We start from the raw sequence: 16,410 nt of genomic DNA on the forward strand, positions 1-16,410 counted from the left end.
GGCGCTTCAGTTGCTCAGATAGGCGAGAAGGTCGTGGCGGGTCAGGATTCCAACCGGGGCGCCAGCGAAAGTCACCATGACGGTATCGACGTCGGACAGCAGCTCGCGCGCGGCGGAGATGGTCTCCAGTGAGCCGATCACCGGGAGCCTCTCCCCCATGTGCTCGGCGATCTTGTCCGAGAGCTTCGCTTCACCCCGGAACAGCTTGCTGGTGAGGCTTCGCTCGTCCACCGCGCCCAGGACTTCGCCCATCTTTACCGGGGGCTCCTGCGAGAGGACGGGGATGTGGGAGACGCCGAATTCGTTCATGATGTTGATGACGTCGCGGACGGTCTCGGTGGGATGGATGTGGACCAGGTCCGGCATCTCGCCCGTCTTGGATTTGAGCAATTCCCCAACAGAGGCTTCTTCGCCGCCGGAAAGGAAACCATAGGAGCGCATCCACTGGTCGTTGAAGATCTTCGCGAGGTAACCACGGCCCGAGTCAGGAAGGATGACCACCACCACGGCAGAGTCGTCCAGGTCCTTGGCGGCCTGCAGCGCAGCCACCACCGCCATGCCGGAGGAACCACCCACCAGCAGTCCTTCTTCCCTTGCCAGGCGGCGCGTCATGGCGAAGGAATCCGCATCCGAAACGGCAATGACCTCGTCAGGGATGGAGGGATCGTAGTTCGCGGGCCACATGTCCTCGCCCACGCCCTCAACAAAGTAAGGACGGCCGGTACCGCCTGAGTAGACCGAACCTTCCGGGTCCGCACCGATGACCTTGACCGGGCCGCCGTCGGACTCCGGCCGGTCAGCGGAAACCTGCTTGAGGTACCGTCCTGTGCCCGTGATGGTCCCGCCGGTGCCGGCCCCGATCACCACGTGCGTGACACGGCCATCGGTGTCGTTCCAGATTTCCGGGCCGGTTGACTCGAAATGGCTGCCGGGGGCCGCTGGATTGGAGAACTGGTCGGGTTTGAAGGCATCCGGTATCTCGCTGACCAGGCGGTCGGAGACGCCGTAATAGCTTTGCGGGCTGTCAGGAGCTACGGCGGTGGGGGTCACCACCACCTCCGCACCGTACGCCTTCAGGACGGCACGCTTGTCCTCGCCCACCTTGTCCGGGACCACGAAGACGCACTTGTAGCCCTTCTGTTGGGCGACGAGTGCCAGCCCCACGCCCGTGTTGCCCGACGTCGGCTCAACAATGGTTCCGCCCGGCTTGAGGCGTCCGTCTTTCTCGGCCTCTTCAATCATCTTCACGGCGATCCGGTCCTTGATGGAGCCGCCGGGGTTGATGTATTCGAGCTTCACCAGGATGGTTGCCCGGATCCCGTCCGTAACATGGTTGAGCTTGATGAGGGGCGTATTGCCGATGAGGTCCAACACGGACTGGGCGTACTTCATAGGTACAAAGTTACCGCCTGCCCGCTTTGGGACTTGCTTCGTCCGGCTAGCTCCCTGCCGACGGGTCTGTCTGCCACACACCCATGACGTTGCCTTCGGTGTCCTTGAAGTAGGCGTACCAGCCCATGGTGGGGATGGCGTTCTTGGGTTGGACCACCGAACCGCCCGCGGACTCCACCTGCCCAAGAGCGGCGTCGATGTCGTCCACGTCGATGGTCAGGATGGGGGTCTTCAACGCATCGGTCCTCGGGAACAGCGCGCCGTTGATGGCGCCCGGTTCCTTGGGGGTGCCCGTCTGCTCATCGGAGGGAGCCGTGAGGGCGATCGTGTAATCCATCCCCTGCATGGGGCTCAGGTTCCACCCGAAGGTATTCCGGTAGAAGGTGTTTGCCCGTTCGGTGTCTTCGGTGGGTATCTCAAAATGCACTATGGCGGCCATGGCTGGCGCTCCTCGCTTCTGCGGGTTTGGTTCCTGGAGTTTTGGCTGGTTCCGGCGCGGCCCACCCACGCCACAGCACGGAGTCTAGCCCCCGACAGCCGCCGCCGTAAGGGGCTTCTGATGGGATTGTCAGCCCGTCGTGGGACCATGAAAACATGACCATTGCAGACGCCCCGCCTCTTGTCGCGGCCGCGGCGGATGCAGCCGTCCGATGGCATCCGGGCGGCTCCTTCCGCCTGGACCAAACCATGTTTCCGCTCATGCGCGGCAACGCGGACCCGTCCTTCGCGGCGCACGCCAGCGGTTACTGGATGGCTTTCACGGCTCCGGCCGGGCCGGTGACCCTTCGGCTCTCCTGCGGTGGCCTGGGTCCGGATTCATTCGTTGACGCCCAGGCCTGGGGTCCGGGAGCATCGGACGCAGTGGCCGGGGTCCCCCGGTTGTTGGGTGCCGACGACGACTGGTCGGCTTTTGATGACCCCACTTTCCATGCCACGCTCCCGCGCCGCGTCACAGAAGCACGACGCCGGAACCTGGCCGTGCGCCTGCCCTCCACCGGGCGTGTGGTTGACTCACTGGTGCCCACCATTTTGGAGCAAAAGGTCACCACTTTGGAGGCAAGGCGTGGCTACCGGTATTTGATGTACCGGTATGGAACGCCTGCCCCCGGTAAAGCACCAGCTGGTCTCCTGGTTCCTCCCACCGCACGTCAATGGCTGGCCATTCCTTCCTGGGAGTGGCACAAAGCCGGAGTTGGACCACAGCGTTCGGCCACTGTCATGCGGGCGCTGCAGTCCGCCGTCGCGCTTGAACGTTTGGCCGGGCTGGACTCCGTGCAGGCCGGTGCCAGGTTGCAGACCATTCCGGGGATCGGGGTGTGGACGGCAGCCGAGGTTGTCCAGCGGACCCATGGTTGCCCGGATTCAATCTCCGTGGGCGACTACCATCTGGCGTCCTACGTGGGCTACGCACTGACCGGGCAGAAGACCGACGACGCCGGGATGATCGAACTGCTGGAGCCGTGGCGCGGGCAGAGGCAACGGCTGGTCCGGATGCTGTACCTCAGTGGATTCCGCAAGCCAACCTTCGGCCCCAGAATGACTGTCCAGGATCACCGCCACCACTAAAGCAACGCGGGGTCACTTATGGCCCATGTTGCCGCCATTTATGGGCCATAAGTGACCCCGCGTTGGCTTACACCGATCTGATGCGTGAGATCACTCCGGCGAACCCCTCCGCCAAGTCATCGGCGTTCACTTTGAAATACGACCACCCCGCGCTGAGGAACGCTTCATCACGCCGGTTGTCCCTTGACTGCTGTTCCCTGGAAAGGTGATGTCTGCCGTCGTACTGGATCGCGATCCGGAAGCGTCGATAGCCAAGATCGGCCGTCGGCGACCACGGGTCCTCGGGATTCAGCGGCAACTGCAGTTCAGGTTCCGGAAGACCGGCGTCCCGCATAGCCAGGCGCAGGAAGGTCTCAGGAAATGAGTCCGCGCCCACCCGCATTTCGTCCAACGCCAAACGCGCCTTCTCCACCCCTTGGAGGTTGGGATGTTGCCGGATGAGCAACCTCAAACCGGAACTATGGGCATACGGCTCAGTACGCATCTCCAGGGCCGGCCTGGGCTGGCGGATGAGTTGGTCGCCCATCGCGATCACATACGGAAGCGGCAACGACTTCGCCAGATCAAGCCAGGTTCTGGGGCGGACCGCTACCGGAATCCCCTGGTGGTCCATGACTTCGCCCGGCAAAACACGAACTCTGTGACCAGTCACACCGGCCCGCCGAACCCGGGGTAGTTCATGCGGCTTGCTCAGGTGTACCGTTTCGCCGTTCCCCATCCACGGCGGCAGCCCCAACCCGGTCAGTACGGCCGCGGTTTCGTGCGAAACCCAGGCACCGGGGGTAGCTGCCGTAAGCACCCGAGCGCGCTCGATGAGATCCGGATCTGTTTCCTTTGGCAGGTAGATAAGCCGGCCGCCATCCTTGATGTCCTTTGCCCGAAGACGCTTCCTGGGCACACCCAAAGCGCGCGACTCATAGACGGTAAAAGGACGGGCGCCGAGGACCTCGGGCAAGGGACTGATGCGAACCATGCATTCCAGTGTCTCGGCAATGGGGCCATCGAATGGAGTTATCCACAGGTTCCCTTCGCCCAACTGCAACGCGGGGTCACTTATGGCCCATAAATGGCGGAAACATGGGCCATAAGTGACCCCGCGTTGCTTTAGAGGTGGAGGCGGGACACGGCTTCCTGGCGCATGTCCACTTTGCGGACCTTGCCGGAAACCGTCATGGGAAAGCTCTCGCGGATGTCGATGTATCGCGGGATCTTGTAGTGCGCCAGCTTGCCCCGGCAGTACTCCGCCAGGTCCGCCGCCGTCACCGGCTCCGCGCCGGGCCTGAGGATGATGCAGGCCATCAGTTCCTCGCCGTATTTCGCGTCCGGCACGCCAATCACCTGCACATCCTGGATGGACGGGTGCAGATACAGGAACTCCTCGATCTCGCGCGGGTAGATGTTCTCCCCGCCCCGGATCACCATGTCCTTGATGCGGCCCTCAATCACCAGGTAGCCGTCCTCGTCCATGCGCGCAAGATCCCCGGTATGCATCCATCCCTCAGCGTCAATTGCCTCGGCCGTCTTGTCCGGCTGCCCCCAGTAGCCTTCCATCACGGCGTATCCCCGGGTGCAGAGCTCGCCGATCACCCCGCGCTCCACCATTTCCCCGGAACCCGGGTCCACGATCCTGCTCTCCAGGTGCGGCATGGTCCGGCCCACGGTAGTCGTCCGTTGTTCCAGGGTGTCCCCGGCACGCGTCATGGTGGACACCGGCGAGGTCTCGGTCATGCCGTAGCAAATGGCCACATCCACCATGTGCATCTCGTCGATGACCCGGCGCATCACTTCGATGGGACACAGCGAACCTGCCATCACCCCGGTTCGCAGGGTTGAGAGGTCGTAGGAGCCGAAATCCTCCAGCGCGAGCTCCGCGATGAACATGGTTGGCACTCCATACAGCGAGGTCCCGCCAAAGTCCTGCACCGCTTCCAGCGCGGCCGAAGGGCTGAATCCCCTGCCCGGAACGATGGTGGCCGCCCCGAAACTCAGAGCATTGAGATTCCCGATCACCATGCCGAAACAGTGGTAGAACGGCACCGGAATCACTACGCGGTCGTGCTCGGTGTAGCCCAGCAGCCGCCCAATCGAGTTTCCGTTGTTCAGGATGTTGTGGTGGGTCAGGGTTGCGCCCTTGGGAAAACCCGTGGTGCCCGAGGTGTACTGCAGATTGATGGGGTCATGCGGGTCCAGTTGGGCCATACGGTCGCGCAGGGCCGAAAGCCCGACGCCGTCCGCCCGGGTCAGCAGCTCGGCGTACGTCAGTTCGTGGCCGGCTTCCGGAATGCCCACGCTGAGCCCCGCTGCAGGATCTCCGGGCAGGAACACAACCTCCTTGAGTTCAGGGCAGGTGGCCGCCGCTTGCCTGGCCATGCCAACGTAGTCGCTGTTCCTGTCCGTCGGGGCGGACACCAGCATCCGCATCCCGTTCTGCTTCACCACGAATTCCAGTTCGTGGCTCCGGTAGGCGGGATTCACGTTCACCAGCACCGCACCGATCTTGGCGGTGGCGTACTGGAGGATGGTCCACTCGGCGCAGTTGGGACTCCAGATGCCGATCCGTTCGCCCTTGGCCACGCCGGTGGCGAGCAGGGCGCGGGCGAGGCGATCGACGTCGTCGTTCAGTTTCTGGTAACTCCAGCGCCGGGCGTCACCGCCGGGCGACGCGGCGGCTTCGATGAGGGCGTCCCGCAAAGGGAACTGGGCGGCAATTCGCTCAAAATTGGCGCCAATGGTCTCTTCGAGCAGCGGGACGTCAGTGTCTCCGGCAGTGTAGGACAACATGACGGAACGCTACCAAGCCCTGCCGCGCAACAGAACCGTAACCACCTCCAGTGGCACCGTGTCCTGCCGGTAGGGTTGAAACCATGAGTGCACCCATTGACCTGCAGGCCACGTTCATCCCCAACGAAGGCGAGTTCTTCCGCGTGAAGCTCGCCTTGGAAATCGCGATCGATGAGGTCGTCAACGAACCCGGCTGCATCCGCTACGAACTGACTGAAGCCACCGAGGAAAAGCTCGTCCTGACCGAGCGTTGGGAATCCGAGGAGCTGCTGGACAAGCACTCCAAGGGCATCGCTGTCCAGGACCTGAACGAGTCACTCAGCGCGCTGCTTGCCGAGCCCGTAAAGCTGGAACGTCTATAGGAGACCGCTCAAGCACTGCCAGGACGCCTTAAAGCCTCGAGGTCGCCGGAAATTTCCGGCGACCTCGAGGCTTTAACGGCGATTTCGCCGGGTGGAGTCTAGTTTTCCTGTGCCTTTTCCTGTGCTTCGGCACGGGACTTGGCGACGTGGGCGTGGACTTCTTCCATGTTCAGGCCCTTCACGGCATCAATGACCTGCTCAAGCTGCTGGGCATTCAGCGCGCCGGGCTGCGAGAAGACGAGCACCTTTTCGCGGAAAGCCATCAGCGTGGGGATGGACGTGATTCCGGCTTCGGCGGCGAGCTGCTGCTCGGCTTCGGTGTCCACTTTGGCGAAGACGACGTCGGAGTGCTTTTCCGATGCTGCTCCGTAGGTGGGCGCGAACTGCCGGCAGGGGCCGCACCATGCAGCCCAGAAATCCACCAGGACAATGTCGTTGTCCTCGATGGTCGATGCGAACTGTTCACCAGTGATGTCAACTGTAGCCATGGTCCCACGGTACGCGTCCCGGCCGGTGAAGTCCCGCCGGATGTCCCCCTGTTCGCTTCCCGCGTCACTGGGAATAAAGCGGCAGCCTTCCGAATCAGGAACCCCTTGATTCGCATTGAACAAGTGTTTAGCGTATGAAACATGCGTTCAACCGCAGACGATTTAACCACCCGGGCCCGCATCAGGGACGCCGCCATCGGGCTCTTCGGCCGCGAGGGTTTCTCCCGCGCCACAGTCCGGGCGGTCGCCTCCCTTGCCGGCGTCAGCCCAGGGCTGGTCATTCATCATTTCGGCAGCAAGGCCGGTCTCCGCGAGGCCTGCGACCAGCACGTCCTCGCCCAAACAGCCACCCAGGGCCGGGAAAAGGCGGACCCGGGTTCCACCGGCAGGCTCATCCAGGACTACCTGAACAATCCGGATCAATACACGGAAGAGATCGCCTACATCCGACGCAGCCTGGGCGATGAGTCCGACGCGGGCGATGCCTTCTTCGACGCCGTCGTGAAGCAGTGCCAGGACATCATTCACACCGGCATCGAAGCGGGCACCATCCGGAAATTCGACGACATCCGATCCGTCGCGGTGGTCATCGCCTCCAACAGCCTCGCAGTCCTCATGCTGGGCAGGCATCTCTCACGGTCCTTGGGCGTTCCGGCTCCGGAGCCCAACGGCATCGCCCCTGACCTCCTGCGTCAGCTCACCCTGCCACTCCTTGAGATCTATACGCATGGCTTCTACTCGGACCCGCGCTTTTTGAACGCAGCCCGCGAAGCCCTGGAAGAAAACAACGCCAACAACGGAAGGGAGCATGCCCCGTGACCCAGGCAATCGTCGTCGAGGGGTTACGCAAGAAGTTCGGTCAGCGCGAGGTTCTGCACGGATTGGATTTCGCTGTGGAACCCGGCACTGTGTTCGGGGTGATCGGGCCAAACGGCGCTGGAAAGACCACCACCATGCGCTGCCTGTTGGACATCATCCGGCCCAGCGCGGGTTCCATCTCCGTCCTGGGCCAGGATCCGAGGCGGGCGGGGACGGAGCTCCGCAAGCGGATCGGCTATCTTCCTGGAGAGCTGTACCTGGAGAACCGCACCACAGGCCGCCGCATGCTGGAGCATTTTGCTGCGATCAGTGGCCCGGTGGACCAACGGCACGTGAACGATCTCGCGGACCGGCTCCACCTGGACCTGGACCGGCAGACCCGCAAGCTTTCCAAGGGAAACAAGCAAAAGCTCGGACTCCTGCAGGCCTTCATGCACAAGCCTGAGCTTCTTGTCCTGGACGAACCCACCAGCGGGCTTGACCCCCTGGTCCAGCAGGTTTTCCATGCCATGGTCCGCGAGGCCGTGGATGGCGGTGCCACCGTGTTCCTCAGTTCGCACGTGCTGAGCGAAGTCCAACTGGCCGCCGACGCCGTCGCCATCCTCCGCGATGGCAACATTGTCACCGTTTCCACCGTGGAGGCCCTGCGGACTGCGGCGGTCAGGCAGCTTCGCTTCAACAGCACCGGAACGGAAGCGCACGACGTCGGCGCGCTGCTGGCACGGGTGCCCGGCGTCGCCAATGTGGCGGTGCGGGAGCTGCCGGCCGATGGCCACGCGGCAGGAACCGTGGAAGCCACCGCCACGCTGTCCGGTCATATCCAACCGCTGGTCCAGGAACTGGCGCGGCTGCACCTGACAGACCTGGTCCTTGAAGAGCCGGACCTGGAAGAGGCTGTCCTGACCCTCTACACGGGCGGAGATGCTTCCAGTATTGGGAATGCACCGGGAGCCAGCCGACAACCGGAAGGAGCCCACCGTGCCTAGGCCACTGCCCCTGTTCACCAAAGCTCTGACTGATTCGTGGCGCTCCACTGTGGCGTGGGCCGTGGGGCTCACGGGCGCGATCATGCTGTACCTGCCGCTGTACCCCTCCATCGGAGGCAGCGCCCAGATGCAGCAGATGATCGATGCCCTGCCCCAAGGCATGACCAAGGCCCTGAACTACGACCAAATAGCCACAGGTCCCGGCTACACCCAGGCCACCCTTTTCGGACTGATCGGCTTCCTGCTGATGTCCATGGCTTCGGTGGGTTGGGGCGCGGCCGCGGTGGGAGGGGATGAGGAATCCGGGCTCCTGGAACTTACCCTTGCCCATAGCGTGACCCGCGTGCAGGTAGTCCTTGAGCGGGCTTTGGCCATTCTGGTCCGCATTGTCCTGCTCGCTGCGTTGGTCTTCGTGCTGGTGCTGGTACTGAACGGACCCGCGAAACTTGAAATCGACGTCGGGCACCTTTTTGGCGCCGTGCTGCTGTTTGCCGCCCTGGCCCTTCTGAGCGGTACAGCGGCATTGTTCGCCGGCGCCCTGACAGGTCGAAAGGTGTACGGAGTCGCTGCCGGTGCTGCTGTTGCGGTCCTCGGCTACGTTTTCAACGCTGTGGGACGGCAAAGTCCCGACGTGGAGTGGCTGCTGAACCTTTCGCCGTATCACTGGGCCTACGGCAATTCACCCGTGTCCAACGGGGCTGATTGGGGCGCCGTGACAGGGTTGCTGTGCATATCGGCGGCACTGGTGGCGCTGGGAACCTTGGCCTTGCAGCGCCGCGATGTCGGCGTCTAGTTCCAGACGTGCGGTGCGGGACGGCGCGCTCCCGGGAGCGCGTTGTTTTCGCGCCACTCGTGGATCCATCCGGGCAGTTCAAGGTCCGCGGGCGGCGCACCGAACTCTGCGATGATCTCTTCCTGGGTTACCGGCTTGCCCTTGGCAACCAGTCGGGTGGCGATGTGGGCACGGGCGTAGATCTCGCCGTCAACCACCATGCGCTGCTCGAAGTAGATCGCTTTGGTGTCGAGCCCTATGATTCGGGTTTCAATGGTGTAGCGCTGCCACAACTGCAAGGATTTACGGAACGCAATGGTCTCCCCCGCAGCTACCGGGCTCCAGCCCCGCTTGCGCATCTTGTTCCAGATCCCGCTGCGTACCATGAGGTCGAACCGGCCCAAGTCCATCAGGGAAAAGTACATGCCGTTGTTGACGTGCATGGCGATGTCGATGTCTGTGGGCAGCACCCGCAAGGGCAGCGACGATTCGTCCCAAACATTGAGGGCCGGGCGCTTGGAGGACGTAAACAGCAACATGAGGGTGCGAAGAAGCAGGTGCATGACAGCAATGTTACCCATCAGTAACTTCATGTGGAAGATGCCGCCCGCAATGTGGGACGCCACCCGGATTTCGCCGAAGGACCGAGCACGCGCCGGGCTGTTGGTTCAACTTTATGTCCAACGATTGCACTAACGTTTACCGCAGGTTCATCAAAGACGTGCACAATATCTGGAACTCGTATTGGAAGAACACATCAGGGGGTCCCTTTGAGCACGCTGCAAACCACCAGGCCCAGCGGCGACGTCTGGCCCGAACTCCAGCGCCACCAGGCCGTGGCACTCCAGGACGCGCGCGGGAACCGCATCGAAGGAACCCTGGACGGAATGACCGACGACCGCAGCACCCTCTGGATCCAGCTCAAGGGTGGCCTGGGCCGTCAGTTGGTGCACCACCTGGACGGCTACTGGCTGGAAACCACCGCCTGAGAACGCCTTCCGCCGGCCCGGCCAGTGGCTAGTATTCCCGTATGACTCAAGCGCGATACCGGGACCTCGTCGAATGGCCACTCATGGCCACGGCACTGATATTCCTCGCCGCCTACGCGTGGCAGGTCATTGGCCGGGTCGACGGGCCCTCGGCAGCGCCTTTCGAAGTGATTCTCTGGATCACCTGGGGGATCTTCGCGCTGGACTACTTCGTCAACCTCTGGCTTGCCGAAGACCGCATGCGCTGGTTTGTCTGGAACCTCCACGAACTCCTGATCGTGGTGCTCCCCTTCTTCCGGCCCTTGCGGCTGCTGCGCCTGGTCACGTTGCTCTCCGTGCTGCAACGCACCGTGGGCGAAACACTTCGGGGACGGGTGGCCACCTACGTCGCCGGGGCCGCCGCCATGCTCATCCTCATCGGCGCCCTTGCGGTGTTGGATGTTGAACAGAACGCCCCCGACGCCAAGATCCTGACCTTTGGTGATGCAGCCTGGTGGGCCGTCACCACCATCACCACCGTGGGCTACGGCGATCTGTACCCGGTGACGCCTATTGGCAGGGTGGTGGCCGCGGCCCTGATGATGAGCGGCATTGCGGTCCTGGGTATCGTGACAGCCTCCATCGCGTCCTGGCTCGTGCAGCGGATCGAGGAGAATGCCGAGGGCGTCGCCGCCGCCGCGGGAGAAAAGGCTGCAGCGGCCGAGGAACCCGTCCTGGCCGAGATGGCGGATCTTGTCAAGGAGATTGCTGCCCTGCGGCTGGAGATCGCGGAACTCCGGAAAATCTCCGAGAGTCGCTGAGCGGCCGCTTCGGACCTTTCGCGCACAGGTCGGCCGGGCCGTCACCACCCACTTTGGCCACTCGTGCCCCGTGACATGCCGTGGTCTTCGGCGTGTCCCCCGGCTCTGAGAATCAAAATGGGTGGTGGCCGTACACCCCTCGGCCCTGACGGCATCCTCAAGAGCACAAAAAAATCCCCGGAACCACTGGTTCCGGGGATTTTCCTTGGGTGGCAGATGAGGGATTCGAACCCCCGTAGGCGTTGCCAGCTGATTTACAGTCAGCCCCCTTTGGCCGCTCGGGTAATCTGCCGAACTTCAAAAGAAGATCACTTCCGGAGACCATTTCTTTCGATCCGGTAACCGAAGGCAGAGACAACCTTACAGAAGTTTCAGCGAAGAATCTAATCGAGCGCAGACACCCCGGATTTCCGCGTATTTCAGGCTTCTCCGAGGATCCGGCCGGCAAGTTTGGCTTCGAACCTCTCGGCTTGCTCGGCGGTGATCTGGTTGAGCTGCACAGCCCGCAGAAGATCCGCATGAACACCGTCCATGCGTGCGGTGGCATCGGGAACCGGGCTCAGCACGATCGACGCTGCCACGGCCGCCGCAGCTACGGCGCTTGCAGCAGCTACGGCCGCCGTGCCGATTGAACCGGCCGCTGCTGTGGCGGACTTGCTGATGGACTGGACGGCCTTGCTGCTCATGCTGATCCTCCGACGATACGTTCTTTCAACTGGTACAACTCTCGGCCACCTACCTCGGTTCCCACCTTGCGTGTGCTGTGAGCGAACTGTGAAAGACCTCCACCGTCCCAAGTGCCGGCTTCCGTACTAGGCTGGATGCCAGACCCAACCCGCCCTCACAGGGCCCCCAACCTAAGGAGAGTCATGGCAGGCGAATCCACATTCGACGTCGTCAGCAAGGTAGACAAGCAAGAGGTCGCCAACGCACTGAACCAGTCCCAGAAGGAAATCGCGCAGCGATACGACTTCAAGGGCGTCGGCGCAGAGATCGACTTCAGCGGCGAGAAGATCCTGATGAAGGCAAACTCCGAGGACCGCGTCCTTGCAGTCCTGGACGTTTTCCAGTCCAAGCTCATCAAGCGCGGCATCTCCCTGAAGTCGCTGGACCAGGGCGAGCCCTACCCCTCCGGCAAAGAGTTCCGCCTGGAGTGCACCATCAAGGAAGGCATCGCGCAGGACATCGCCAAGAAGATCAACAAGATCATCCGCGATGAAGCCCCCAAGTCCGTCAAGTCCCAGATCCAGGGCGACGAACTCCGCGTGACTTCCAAGTCCCGCGACGACCTTCAGGAGACCATGAACATCCTCAAGAAGTTCGAAGAGGCCGACCTCCAGTTCGTGAACTTCCGCAGCTAACGCAGCCGGCAACAGCAAGCAAAAAGCCGGGATACGCGCCCCATCAGGGCGGCGCATCCCGGCTTTTTGCTGCCCGTAACTACAGCGACTGTCGTAATGGACGGGAAAATTAGAGCACGATTAGTTTGCGTAATAGCCGCGGCACAGTATTCTTCTTCCTTAGGCGAGCCTAAGTACGGCTCCCCTTAGCGAAAGAACACTCCACATGACCGCCAACTTCCTGATCGGCCTGCGTGAAGGCCTCGAGGCCTCACTCATCGTGGTCCTCCTGATGGCCTACCTCATCAAGACCGGGCGGCGGCACCTGATCCCGCGCCTCTGGATCGGCGTGGGCATCGCCATCGCACTTTCCTTCGGCTTCGGCGCACTGCTGACCTTCGGACCCCGTGGTCTGACCTTCGAGGCACAGGAAGCGATCGGCGGAGGACTGTCGATCGTTGCAGTGGCATTGGTGACCTGGATGGTCTTCTGGATGGCCAAGACCGCCCGCAGCCTGGGCGGCGAACTCCGCTCCCAGGTGGACAAAGCGGCCGACGGCGCCGCATGGGGCCTCGTGCTCGTGGCCGCACTGGCCGTTGGCCGTGAAGGGCTCGAAACCGCACTCTTCATCTGGGCCGCAGCCCAGGCCACCGGCGAAACAACCCTTCCCCTGCTCGGCGCGCTGCTTGGCCTGGTTACTGCCGCGGGACTGGGATACTTGCTGCACCGGGGTGTCCTCAAGGTCAACCTGGGCCGCTTCTTCACCTGGACCGGAGTGGGCCTCATCGTCATTGCAGGCGGAGTGCTGGCCTACGGCGTCCACGACCTCCAGGAAGCCGGCATCCTCCCAGGCCTGCATAACCTGGCCTTCGACGTCTCAGCCGCCATCCCGCCGTCGTCCTGGTACGGCACCCTGCTCAAGGGCACCCTGAACTTCTCCCCCGCCACCACCTGGCTGGAAGCGGCAGCGTGGCTGCTGTACGTAATCCCCGTCCTGACCCTGTACATCCGGGCCAACCGTTCCTCAACGCCCAGAGCCGCCAGCACCATCTCAGCTCCCGCTGTTGCAACACAGCCCTAAGGCCCCATCCCCCAAGCCGCCGGGCCACCCGCATTCTCCGTAGACAAAGGATTCACCCATGCCCGTTTCACCGAAACTTCGTAAGACCCTTGCCGTGATCGGTGCGGCCGCAGCAGTGCCCTTGGTCCTTGCGGGGTGCACCGACAACACGAAGACCACCGCTGCCGCGGATGGCCCCATCCAGGTCAGCAGCACGGCCAGCGAATGCAAGGTGTCCGCCTCCACGGCACCGAGTGGCAACCTCACTTTCGCGGTGAAGAACGAAGGCACCGAGGTAACAGAGTTCTACCTGCTGGCAGAGGATGGGCTGCGGATCCTCGGCGAAGTAGAGAACATCGGGCCCGGCATCACCCGCAACCTGGTGGTCACAGCACCGGCCGGCAAATACAACACCGCGTGCAAGCCAGGCATGCAGGGCGACGGTATCCGCGCTTCCTTCGAGGTCACCGAGTCCGGCAACAAGCCCAGCGTCGACGCCGATTTCCAGAAGCTCCTGGACACCGGAACCCAGCAGTACGCAGCCTACGTCAAGGACCAGACCGAACAGCTCGTCACCGGAACCAAGGCCTTCGCGGATGCCTTCGCTGCCGGGGATGCAGCCAAGGCACGCGATCTTTACGCAGCCACTCGCATGCACTGGGAGCGGATCGAGCCCGTGGCCGAGTCGTTCGGCGACCTCGACCCGAAACTGGACGCGCGTGAAGCCGATCTCGAACCAGGACAGGAATGGACCGGATGGCACCGCGCCGAAAAGGACCTCTTCCCGCCCACCGGCTACACGGCCATGACCGCCGCTGAGCGCACCGCCATTTCCAAGCAATTGGTGGCCGACACCGAAGACCTCGCCACCCGCACGCGCACCGTTGAACTCACGGCGGACAAACTGGGCAACGGCGCCAAGGAACTCCTTGACGAAGTAGCCACCGGCAAGGTGACCGGCGAAGAGGAAATCTGGTCGCACACGGACATCTGGGACTTCCAGGCCAACGTTGATGGCGCCCGGATCGCCTTCGAGAGCCTGAAGCCTGCTTTGGAGCAGAAAGACGCAGAGCTCTCCAAGTCCCTGGACGACAAGTTTGCCGCCCTCCAGGCCGAACTGAAGAAGCACGCCAAGGGCGACGGCTTCACGTACTACAACGAGCTCAGCCCGGAGCAGGTCCAGGGACTGGCATCGCTGGTTGACTCGCTGGGTGAGCCCCTCTCCAAGCTCACTTCAGCCGTGGTTCTGTGAGCGGCTGCCCCTTCGGGCACACCGGTGACGCCGCCGACGTCGAGCGTTCCGGTGAGCCGAACGACGTCGTAAAGTCCCGGGAGGCGTCCGACGGCGGCGCAGCGGCTGCCGCTGGAAGCGGCACCGCGCGGATGTCGCGCCGTGGCCTGCTGTCTCTGGCGGGCGTCGGCGGGGCCGGAGCCGTTGCCGGACTGGCCGCCGGTTTCCTGGGCCACGACGCCGTGACAGCGAACGCGGCATCAGCCTCCGTACCCACTGCCGCCGAAGCAGTAGTTCCATTCTTTGGCGACCACCAGGCAGGCATCACGACACCTGCCCAGGACCGTCTTCATATGGCCGCGTTCGATGTAACCACCGAGGACCGCAAAGAACTCATCAAGCTGCTCAAGGACTGGACCGCCGCAGCGCAGGCCATGGCCGCAGGTGATCCCACCGGCAAGACCGGCGCCGTCGATGGCCCTTATGACGCCCCACCGGAAGACACCGGTGAGGCCTTGGACCTGGCGGCCTCGAAACTCACTCTGACCTTTGGCTTTGGGGCCGGACTGTTCGAGAAGGACGGCAAAGTCCGGTTCGGACTGGACGGGCGGCGGCCGGAGGCCTTGATCGATCTTCCCCATTTTCCAGGCGACGACCTTCAGCCGGGGCGCACAGGCGGTGACATCGTGGTGCAGGCCTGCGCGGATGACCCGCAGGTTGCCGTCCACGCGATCCGTAACCTGGCAAGGATCGGATTCGGAAAGGTCCGCGTCCGCTGGTCCCAGCTCGGCTTCGGACGCACCTCCTCAACGTCCCGGGCGCAGGTGACTCCCCGCAACCTCTTCGGTTTCAAGGACGGCACCAACAACCTCAAGGTCGAGGACAACGCACTGCTGGACGAGCACGTGTGGGTGGCGCCCGGTGGTCCGGCGTCCGAGCAGTGGATGGCCGGCGGCAGCTATTTGGTGGCCCGTCGGATCCAGATGCACATCGAAATCTGGGACCGCACCTCGCTGCGGGAGCAGGAAGGACTGATCGGGCGCACCAAGGGAGCCGGCGCTCCTTTGTCGGGCGGAGATGAGTTCACCACGCCGGACTTTGCCATGGCGGGCCGTAATGGGGAACCGTTGATTCCGATGGACTCACACATGCGGCTGGCCCATCCGGACCAGAACAACGGAGTGCGGATGCTGCGCCGCGGTTACAACTTCACGGATGGTTCAGACGGCCTGGGACACCTCGACGCCGGGCTGTTCTTCATCGCTTTCGTGAAGGATCCGCGGACGCACTACGTGCCCATGCAACTGGCGCTGGCCAAGGGCGACACGTTGTCCGTGGAGTACCTGAAGCACACAGGTTCGGGCCTTTTTGCGGTGCCCCCCGGAGTGCAAGCGGGTGGATACATCGGCGAAGGGCTGTTCCCGTAGCAGTCTCTACGCTGCCCAAGGCCAATTCCAACGGCATCTTCTGATTCGGCACGCGGAGCACCGAAAACGACCCCCGGCGCCAACAGTGCACAGCCCTGCTCACCGTGCACACCTCCTTCCAGGCGGAGATCTCTCCCGCCTATAACGAGGTCCTCAATGAGATCGCCGGACGGATCAGGGAATCCTCAAGCATCGGCAGATCGGACATCGGTGCGCTGGCCTTCTGTACGCGGCTCCGGGCGGATACCCCTTGGGTCACGGAGATCATGTGGTTGCCCGAGCGCCACACGTCCGGGCAACCACAGCCAAGGCCGTGGCCGCCGTCTATGACCCTGCTGTGACGACTCCTCAGGCTGCTTCCAACGGCCGTCGTGCGCTGTCTTGCCTCCCGGGATTC

General features: G+C 63.1%; 19 protein-coding genes and 1 tRNA gene. 12 read left to right on the forward strand and 8 right to left on the reverse strand.

The genetic code is table 11. The features are described from left to right. Positions 1-6 precede the first annotated feature (6 nt). Together IEY62_RS03025 and IEY62_RS03030 are read right to left on the reverse strand one after the other, a co-directional pair. Positions 7-1,392, reverse strand: a complete 1,386-nt coding sequence (locus IEY62_RS03025; protein ID WP_189013771.1) for a cystathionine beta-synthase — start codon at positions 1,390-1,392, stop codon at positions 7-9. A gap of 46 nt (positions 1,393-1,438) precedes the next feature. Then, a complete protein-coding gene (locus IEY62_RS03030; RefSeq protein WP_189013773.1) occupies positions 1,439-1,831 on the reverse strand; it encodes a VOC family protein in 393 nt (130 codons plus the stop codon). A gap of 155 nt (positions 1,832-1,986) precedes the next feature. On the opposite strand from IEY62_RS03030, the gene IEY62_RS03035 reads away from it, so the two are divergent. Further along, positions 1,987-2,958 carry a DNA-3-methyladenine glycosylase family protein gene (locus IEY62_RS03035; RefSeq protein WP_189013775.1) on the forward strand — a complete coding sequence of 324 codons (972 nt, stop codon included), beginning with the start codon at positions 1,987-1,989 and terminating at the stop codon, positions 2,956-2,958. Positions 2,959-3,025: 67 nt separating this feature from the next. Here the strand turns inward: IEY62_RS03035 and IEY62_RS03040 are convergent, their stop codons facing one another. Together IEY62_RS03040 and IEY62_RS03045 are read right to left on the reverse strand one after the other, a co-directional pair. Further along, complete coding sequence (locus tag IEY62_RS03040; protein WP_189013777.1) at positions 3,026-3,931, reverse strand: endonuclease domain-containing protein; 906 nt, start codon at positions 3,929-3,931, stop codon at positions 3,026-3,028. A gap of 131 nt (positions 3,932-4,062) precedes the next feature. Next, complete coding sequence (locus IEY62_RS03045; RefSeq protein ID WP_189013779.1) at positions 4,063-5,739, reverse strand: AMP-binding protein; 1,677 nt, start codon at positions 5,737-5,739, stop codon at positions 4,063-4,065. An 83-nt stretch (positions 5,740-5,822) separates the two neighbouring features. On the opposite strand from IEY62_RS03045, the gene IEY62_RS03050 reads away from it, so the two are divergent. Continuing rightward, positions 5,823-6,101 (forward strand): putative quinol monooxygenase, encoded by a 279-nt coding sequence (locus tag IEY62_RS03050; protein WP_018776774.1) that lies wholly within the window; start codon positions 5,823-5,825, stop codon positions 6,099-6,101. Between the two features lie 98 nt (positions 6,102-6,199). Here the strand turns inward: IEY62_RS03050 and trxA are convergent, their stop codons facing one another. Next, entirely contained in the window at positions 6,200-6,589 is a 390-nt protein-coding gene (gene trxA, locus IEY62_RS03055; protein WP_018776775.1) for a thioredoxin, read from the reverse strand. 141 nt (positions 6,590-6,730) lie between these two features. Here trxA and IEY62_RS03060 point away from each other — a divergent pair, with 141 nt between their 5' ends. The 3 genes from IEY62_RS03060 to IEY62_RS03070 are packed head-to-tail and all read left to right on the forward strand — an operon-like array spanning position 6,731 to position 9,187. Next, entirely contained in the window at positions 6,731-7,408 is a 678-nt protein-coding gene (locus tag IEY62_RS03060) for a TetR/AcrR family transcriptional regulator (protein WP_189013781.1), read from the forward strand. After that, complete coding sequence (locus tag IEY62_RS03065; RefSeq protein WP_189013783.1) at positions 7,405-8,394, forward strand: ABC transporter ATP-binding protein; 990 nt, start codon at positions 7,405-7,407, stop codon at positions 8,392-8,394. The genes IEY62_RS03060 and IEY62_RS03065 overlap by 4 nt, the downstream gene beginning before the upstream one ends. Continuing rightward, positions 8,387-9,187 (forward strand): ABC transporter permease subunit, encoded by an 801-nt coding sequence (locus IEY62_RS03070; protein WP_189013785.1) that lies wholly within the window; start codon positions 8,387-8,389, stop codon positions 9,185-9,187. The genes IEY62_RS03065 and IEY62_RS03070 overlap by 8 nt, the downstream gene beginning before the upstream one ends. On the opposite strand, the gene IEY62_RS03075 is transcribed toward IEY62_RS03070, so the two are convergent. Continuing rightward, a complete protein-coding gene (locus tag IEY62_RS03075) occupies positions 9,184-9,729 on the reverse strand; it encodes an acyl-CoA thioesterase (protein ID WP_189014429.1) in 546 nt (181 codons plus the stop codon). The two genes, IEY62_RS03070 and IEY62_RS03075, sit on opposite strands and share 4 nt — an antisense overlap. 207 nt (positions 9,730-9,936) lie before the next feature. On the opposite strand from IEY62_RS03075, the gene IEY62_RS03080 reads away from it, so the two are divergent. Together IEY62_RS03080 and IEY62_RS03085 are read left to right on the forward strand one after the other, a co-directional pair. Then, positions 9,937-10,155, forward strand: coding sequence for a hypothetical protein (locus tag IEY62_RS03080; protein WP_189013787.1), 219 nt, complete (start codon positions 9,937-9,939; stop codon positions 10,153-10,155). Positions 10,156-10,196: 41 nt separating this feature from the next. Further along, positions 10,197-10,955: a potassium channel family protein gene (locus IEY62_RS03085; RefSeq protein WP_189013790.1), complete on the forward strand. Its 759-nt coding sequence runs from the start codon at positions 10,197-10,199 to the stop codon at positions 10,953-10,955. Between the two features lie 210 nt (positions 10,956-11,165). Here the strand turns inward: IEY62_RS03085 and IEY62_RS03090 are convergent. After that, positions 11,166-11,247: transfer RNA gene (locus IEY62_RS03090), tRNA-Tyr, on the reverse strand. Between the two features lie 127 nt (positions 11,248-11,374). Continuing rightward, positions 11,375-11,641 (reverse strand): hypothetical protein, encoded by a 267-nt coding sequence (locus IEY62_RS03095; RefSeq protein WP_189013792.1) that lies wholly within the window; start codon positions 11,639-11,641, stop codon positions 11,375-11,377. A gap of 183 nt (positions 11,642-11,824) precedes the next feature. Here IEY62_RS03095 and IEY62_RS03100 point away from each other — a divergent pair, with 183 nt between their 5' ends. The 5 genes from IEY62_RS03100 to IEY62_RS03120 all read left to right on the forward strand — a co-directional run bounded on the left by IEY62_RS03100 (position 11,825) and on the right by IEY62_RS03120 (position 16,354). Next, positions 11,825-12,316 carry a YajQ family cyclic di-GMP-binding protein gene (locus IEY62_RS03100; RefSeq protein WP_018776783.1) on the forward strand — a complete coding sequence of 164 codons (492 nt, stop codon included), beginning with the start codon at positions 11,825-11,827 and terminating at the stop codon, positions 12,314-12,316. Positions 12,317-12,521: 205 nt separating this feature from the next. Further along, complete coding sequence (gene efeU / locus IEY62_RS03105) at positions 12,522-13,376, forward strand: iron uptake transporter permease EfeU (protein WP_189013794.1); 855 nt, start codon at positions 12,522-12,524, stop codon at positions 13,374-13,376. Between the two features lie 58 nt (positions 13,377-13,434). Further along, positions 13,435-14,607: an iron uptake system protein EfeO gene (gene efeO, locus IEY62_RS03110; RefSeq protein ID WP_189013795.1), complete on the forward strand. Its 1,173-nt coding sequence runs from the start codon at positions 13,435-13,437 to the stop codon at positions 14,605-14,607. Positions 14,608-14,738: 131 nt separating this feature from the next. Then, positions 14,739-16,013 carry an iron uptake transporter deferrochelatase/peroxidase subunit gene (gene efeB, locus IEY62_RS03115; RefSeq protein ID WP_407671469.1) on the forward strand — a complete coding sequence of 425 codons (1,275 nt, stop codon included), beginning with the start codon at positions 14,739-14,741 and terminating at the stop codon, positions 16,011-16,013. A 104-nt stretch (positions 16,014-16,117) separates the two neighbouring features. Then, positions 16,118-16,354, forward strand: coding sequence for a hypothetical protein (locus tag IEY62_RS03120; RefSeq protein ID WP_189013797.1), 237 nt, complete (start codon positions 16,118-16,120; stop codon positions 16,352-16,354). Positions 16,355-16,410: the final 56 nt, after the last annotated feature.

The organism is Paenarthrobacter histidinolovorans, from assembly GCF_014647595.1.
Lineage (GTDB): Bacteria > Actinomycetota > Actinomycetes > Actinomycetales > Micrococcaceae > Arthrobacter > Arthrobacter histidinolovorans.